Origin of the sequence: Streptomyces apocyni, assembly GCF_009739465.1 — a bacterium.
In the GTDB taxonomy this organism is placed as follows: Bacteria; Actinomycetota; Actinomycetes; order Streptomycetales; family Streptomycetaceae; genus Streptomyces; species Streptomyces apocyni.
Map to the genome: position 1 here is coordinate 1 of NZ_WHOM01000048.1, position 6,689 is coordinate 6,689.

Consider the following 6,689-nt stretch of genomic DNA (forward strand, 5'->3'; position numbering starts at 1 on the left):
CCGGACTGCTGGTCCTGCAACTGGGCCAGCAGGTGGCCGACAGTGGTGTGCGGGTTCAGGCGTACGCGAACGGGGAGGGTGTTGATGAAGAGGCCGACCATCTGCTCCACGCCCGCCACCTCCGGCGGACGGCCGGAGACGGTCGTACCGAAGACCACGTCGTCACGACCGGTCAGCGCGCCGAGCACCATCGCCCAGGCACCCTGCACCAACGTCCCCAACGTCACACCCGCCCGCCGGGCAGCACCCGTCAGACGCTCCGACACATCCGCAGCCAGCTCCCGCATGATCTGGGCAGGAAGCACGGAAGTGTGCGCCGTCTCGGCGGGTGACAGCAGCGTCGGCTCGTCGAAACCGTCGAACACCTCCCGCCACACGGCTTCCGCCGCGCCCCGGTCCTGCTCAGTGAGCCACTGCGCATAGGCACGGTGATCAGCCACACGCGGCAGACCCGCCCCGCCGTCACGCCGCGCGTACAGCTGGAACAGGTCCCGAACCAGCACGCCCAGCGACCAGCCGTCGATCAGGATGTGGTGGTTGGTCATGACCAGACGGTGCCGGTCGGCGCCGATCCGGATGAGGGCGAAGCGCAGCAGTGGGGGCGCCGCCAGATCGAAGCGGCGGCCCCGGTCCTCGTCCAGCAGCCGTGCCAGCTCCGCCGTCCGCGCGTCGTCGTCCAGCGCGGACAGGTCCACCTCAGTCCAGGGCAGGGTCACCTCGGCCGGGATGATCTGGACCGGCCCGTCCAGACCCTCCTGCCAGAAACCCGCCCGCAGACCGGCGTGCCGGCGCACGACACCCTCCGCAGCGGCCCGCAGCGCGGCCGCGTCCAGCGGTCCCTCCAGATCGAACAGCAACTGGACGGTGTAGACGTCGGGTGTCTCGTCGTCGAACTGGGAGTGGAAGATCAGCCCTTCCTGCAACGGTGTGAGCGGCAGTACCTCCGCCCCCGGGCAGGCGGCGTCGACGGCGTCGATCTGCTCCTGATCGAGGTCGAGCAGTGGCAGGTCGGAGGGGGTGCGGCCGCCCGCGCCGGGTTCGGCGGTGTGTGCGACGAGCGACTTCAGCGCCGCGAACCACGCCTCGCCCAGCTCCGCGACCTCGGCCTGCGACAGCAGTTCGCCCGGCCACTGCCAGGTGGCCGTCAGCCGCTGGCCGTCCGGCCCGTCCGCGACGTACGCGTTGACGTCCAGGGCGCGCGGCATCGGCAGGCCGGCGTCCACGCCGCCGCTGAGCGCGGCGAACTCCGCCGCCGGAGCCCAGTCTTCGGCGCCCGCGGGGAACCTGCCGAGGTAGTTGAAACCGATCTGCGGCTGGGGCAGTCGGGCGAACAGCGGGCCCGTCTGCGGGTTGAGGTGGCGCAGCAGTCCGTAGCCGATGCCGTGGTCGGGAATGGCGCGCAGCTGCTCCTTCACCCGCTTCAACGCGTGTCCGGGGCTGTCGGTGGTGCCGGGGTCGAGGCGGACCGGGTGGGCGGCGGTGAACCAGCCCACGGTCCGGGACAGGTCCACCCCGGGCAGTACGTCCTCACGACCGTGCCCTTCCAGCTCGACGAGTACCGCGCCGGTGTCGGCGCCCCGCTCCTGGCGCCGCTGGTTGACGGCGAGGGTGAGGCCGGTGAGCAGGACGTCGTTGACACCCGCGTGGAACGCGGCGGGGACAGCGGTGAGCAGGGCCTGAGTCGTGTCGCTGTCGAGGGTCAGGGTGAGGGTGCGGGCCGTACCGGCGGTGTCGCGTGCCGGGTCGAGGGGACGCTCGGTCAGCAGCGGGTCGGGCGCGGACAGCATGTCGGTCCACAGCGCGATCCCGTCCAGCTGTTCACGTTCCTGCGCGAGGGCGCCGAGCTGTTCGGCCCAGCTGCGGAACGAGGTGCGGACCGGCTGTAGGGCCGCGGTGCGGGTGCCGGACGCGGCTTCCCAGGCGGTGGCGAGGTCGGGGAGCAGGATGCGCCAGGACACGCCGTCCACAGCGAGGTGGTGGATGGTCAGCAGCAGCTTGCCCGGGGTGTCCGGTCCCGCGTCGAACCACACGGCCTGCACCATCGCCCCGGCCTCCGGGGCGAGCCTGCTCCGGGCGGCCTCGGCCTCCCGCACCAGCACATCCCGCAGCGCGTCGCCGTCCAGGCCGGTGGTGTCCACCCGCTGGACGCAGTCGCGCGCAGAGACACTGCCGCGCTCGGTGACCTCAAGTGACCACACCACACCGCCCAGCCGCGTCAGCCGCATGCGCAGCGCGTCATGGTGGTCCAGTACGGTCTGGAGCGCCGACGCGAGCCGGTCCTCGCCCAGCCCCGCGGGCACCCGCACCAGCATCGACTGGCTGAACCCTTCGATGGGCCCGTTCAGTTCGCGCAGCCACTGCATGATCGGCGTCAGCTCGACCTGGCCGATGCCGTCGTCGTGGACGTCCTCGACGGTGGCGTCCGTGGACGCCTGGGTCAGCTCGGCCAGGGCCGCGGCCGTCTTGTGCCGGAAGACGTCGCGTGGGGTGAACACCAGACCGGCTTCACGGGCGCGGCCGACCAGTTGGATGGAGATGATGCTGTCGCCGCCGAGCGTGAAGAAGTCGTCGTCCACGCCCACGGACGGCAGCCCGAGGATGTCGGCGATCAGCCCGCACAGGAGTTCCTCCTGCGCGGTGGCCGGGGTGCGCCCGGTCGTGAGGGTGGCGTAGTCGGGCGCGGGCAGTGCCTTGCGGTCCAGCTTGCCGTTCGGGGTCAGCGGCAGCGCGTCGAGCTCTACGAAGACGGCCGGGACCATGTACGCGGGCAGGCTCTGGCCCAGGTGGTCGCGCAGTTCCGCGGTCTGCGGCGCGGGGTGTCCGGCCGCGGGGACGACGTACGCGGTCAGGCGCTTGTCGCCCGGCCGGTCCTCGCGCACCAGCGCGACGGCGTGGGCGATGCCCGGATGCGCGGTCAGCGCGGCCTCGATCTCGCCCAGTTCGATCCGGAATCCGCGGACCTTGACCTGGTGGTCGGTGCGGCCCAGGTACGCGATGTTCCCGTCCGACTCCCAGCGGACCAGGTCGCCGGTACGGTACATCCGCTCGCCCGGCGCCCCGTAGGGGTCGGCGACGAAGCGTTCGGCGGTCAGGCCCGCACGGTTCAGATAGCCGCGCGCCAGCCCGGCCCCGGCGATGTACAGCTCGCCGGGTACGCCCGGCGGCACCGGACGCAGCCCGCCGTCCAGCACGTAGGCCCGCCGGTTGGTGATCGGCCGGCCGATCGGCGGCGTACCCGCCACGGCACCGCCGTCGGCGAACCAGGCCGTGGAGTAGACGATGGCCTCCGTCGGACCGTAGATGTTCGCCACCCGGCACGACGGCATGGCGGCACGGATGTCGGCGACCGCCTGCGCCGACAGCGCCTCGCCCGCCAGCACCACCGTCTCCGCGCGTGCCGTCACGTTCCCTTGGCCGAGCAACTGCGCGAAGGCCGAGGGCACCGCGCTGATCAGGCTGCCCGACCACCCCTCGTACCGGGCCTCGGTGAGCGACAGCAGGTCGCGTACGACCTCGATGCTCCCGCCGCACAGCAGCGGGCCGAACACCTCGAAGACGGACACGTCGAAGTTGAGCGAGGTGGCGGCGAGCACCCGCGACAGGGCCGGCCCACCGATCTCGCGGCCCGCCCACGCGGCGAGGTCCACCGCTCCCCGGTGGGGGATGACCACGCCCTTCGGCTGCCCCGTCGAACCCGAGGTGTGGATCACGTACGCCGGGTGCTGCGGCAGCAGCAGAGTCATGCGGTCACGGTCCGTCGGCCGGTGGGCAGGGCCACTCTCCGGCCCAGGCCGTGAGCCGGGCGCGTCAAGCACCAGCACCCTGCCGTCGCCGTCGCCGTCGCCGTCGCCGTCCGCGGGCAGGGTCTCGCGCACCGCGTCGGTGGTGATGACCAGGGCGGGCCGCGCGTCGGCGAGGAGGTAGGCGATGCGCTCCGCCGGGTAGTTCGGGTCCACCGGCAGATAGGCGGCACCGGACTTCAGGATCGCCAGTGCGGCGACGATCATCTCCGCCGAGCGCGGCACCGCCAGCGCGACGAACCGCTCGGGCCCGGCCCCCCGCTCGATCAGCGCATGGGCCAACCGGTTGGCTCGCGCGTCCAGTTCGGCGTACGAAAGCGAGGTGTCCTCGTACACCACCGCGGTCGCGTCCGGCGTACGGTCCGCCTGCGCCTCGAACGCCGCGGCCAGATCGGTTTCGGCCAGTGGCCTGGAGGTGGCGTTCCACTCCCCGAGCATCCGGCGCTCCTCGGGCGACAGCACGGTGATCCGCCCGGTGAGCTGGTCGAGGTCCGCGGTCACCGTCTCCAGCAGCCCGGTCAGGCGGCGCAGCAGCGTCGCGGCCCGCTCTCCGTCGACGACATCGCTGCGGTAGCCGAGCCGCAGCTGCATGCGCTCACCGGGAATGGCGAGCAGCGTCACCGGGTAGTGCGTCGCGTCGTGCCCGTCCACGCCGACCACGCGCAGCGGCGAGGCGGAGGTCTGGAGAGTACGCGGGTCGATCGGGTAGTTCTCGAAGACGGCGAGGGTGTCGAACAGTTCGCCGCCCCCGGCCAGCCGCTGTACGTCGGCCAGCCCGATGTGCTGGTGCGCCATCAGCCGTGACTGCTCGTCCTGGAACCGGGCCAGGGCGTCGACCAGCGGCTCCGCGGGGTCCAGGCGTACGCGCACCGGCAGCGTGTTGATGAAGAGGCCGACCATCTGCTCCACGCCCGCCAGCTCCGGCGGACGGCCCGAGACGGTCGTGCCGAAGACCACGTCGTCGCGGCCGGTCAGACGGCTGAGCAGCAAGGCCCAGGAGCCCTGCACCAGCGTGCTCAGCGTCAGACCGCGGGACCGGGCGGCAGCGGTCAGCGCCTGCGTGAGCGGGGCCGACAGGTCAACGGACAGCTCGGCGGGCGGCGTGCCCGGCTCGTCCCCTTCGCCTGCCGCCGGCATCAGCAGCGTGGGCTCGTCCAGCCCTGCCAGGGCATCCCGCCAGGCGGTCTCCGCCGCCGCCTGGTCCTGCCGGGCCAGCCAGGCGAGGTAGTCGGCGTACCGGGCGGCGGGGGACGGGCCCGGGGCGCCCTCGGCCTCGTACCTCTCGAAGAGCTCCTTGGCCAGCAGCGCCGTGGACCAACCGTCCAACAGGATGTGGTGGTTCGTCAGGACGAGCTGGTGGCGCTCCGCGCCCAGGCGCACCAGCGTGAACCGGAGCAGCGGCGGCGCGGCCACGTCGAAGCGGCGGCCCCGGTCCTCGTCCAGCAGCCGTGCCAGCTCCGCCGTGCGCGCGTCGTCGTCCAGCGCGGACAGGTCCACCTCACTCCAGGGCAGGGTCACCCCGGCCGGGATGATCTGGACCGGCCGGTCAAGACCGGCGCGGTGGAATCCCGCGCGCAGGTTCGGGTGCCGCTCCAGCAGCGCCCCGGCGGCCGACCGCAGGACGTCGATGTCGAGCGGCCCTTCCAGGTCGAAGGTGAACTGGACGGTGTAGACGTCGGGTGCCTCGTCGTCGAACTGGGCGTGGAACAGCAGTCCTTCTTGGAGGGGTGTGAGGGGGAGGACGTCTTGGATGTGGGGGTGGGTGGTTTCCAGGAGGTCGATGTGGTTCTGATCGAGGTCGACCAGGGGCAGGTCGGAGGGGGTGCGGCCGCCCGCGCCCGGTTCGGCGGTGTGTGCGACGAGCGACTTCAGCGCCGCGAACCACGCCTCGCCCAACTCCTGGGCGTCGGCCTCCGAGAGCAGACCCGACGCCCATGACCACACGGCCGTGAGCTGGGAACCCTCCTCCTGGTCCTGGGTGTACGCGTTCACCTCGACGGCGTGCGCGAGCGCCAGGGCGGCGTCGTCACCACCGGACAGGGCGCCTGCCGAGGCGTCCACTGACCAGTCTTGGTTGGTGGGTGCGGTGAATCGGCCGAGGTAGTTGAAGCCGATCTGCGGGGTGGGGAGTGCGGCGAGGGTACGGCTGGTGTCGGGGTTGAGGTGGCGCAGCAGCCCGTAGCCGATGCCGTGGTCGGGAATCGCGCGCAGCTGCTCCTTCACTCGCTTCAACGCGTGTCCGGGGCTGTCAGTGGTGCCGGGGGCGAGGCGGACCGGGTGGGCGGCGGTGAACCAGCCCACGGTCCGGGACAGATCCACCCCGGGCAGCAGATCCTCACGGCCGTGCCCTTCGAGATCGAGCAGGACGTCGGACGCGTCTACGCCCCTCACACGCCGCCACTGGTTGACGGCGAGGGCGAGGCCGGTGAGCAGGACGTCGTTGACACCCGCGTGGAACGCGGCGGGGACAGCGGTGAGCAACGCCTGAGTCGTGTCACGGTCCAGCGTCAGGGTGAGACTGCGGGCGGTGCTGGCGGTGTCGCGTGCCGGGTCGAGGGGACGCCCGGTCAGCAGCGGGTCGGGCGCGGACAGCATCCCGGTCCACAGCGCGAGTTCGTCGAGCTGGTTCTGCTGCTGGGCGAGGGTGGTCAGTTGCTGGGCCCAGCGGCGGAAGGAGGTACCCACCGGCTCCAAGGCGCCTTGGCCCCCTCCTGCCCAGGCGGCGGCCAGGTCAGGGAGCAGGATGCGCCAGGACACACCGTCCACCACCAGGTGGTGGACGACAAGGAGGAGCTTGCCGGGGGCATGGGGTCCCGCGTCGAACCACACGGCCTGCACCATCGCCCCGGCCTCCGGGGCGAGCCTGCTCCGGGCGGCCTCGGCCTCCCG

1 protein-coding gene is annotated in these 6,689 nt (G+C 72.3%); it reads right to left on the minus strand.

The genetic code is table 11. The annotated features are described in order from the left end of the window. A partial coding sequence (locus GCN81_RS12515; protein WP_156724638.1) for a non-ribosomal peptide synthetase occupies positions 1-6,689 on the minus strand: 6,689 nt, incomplete at both ends.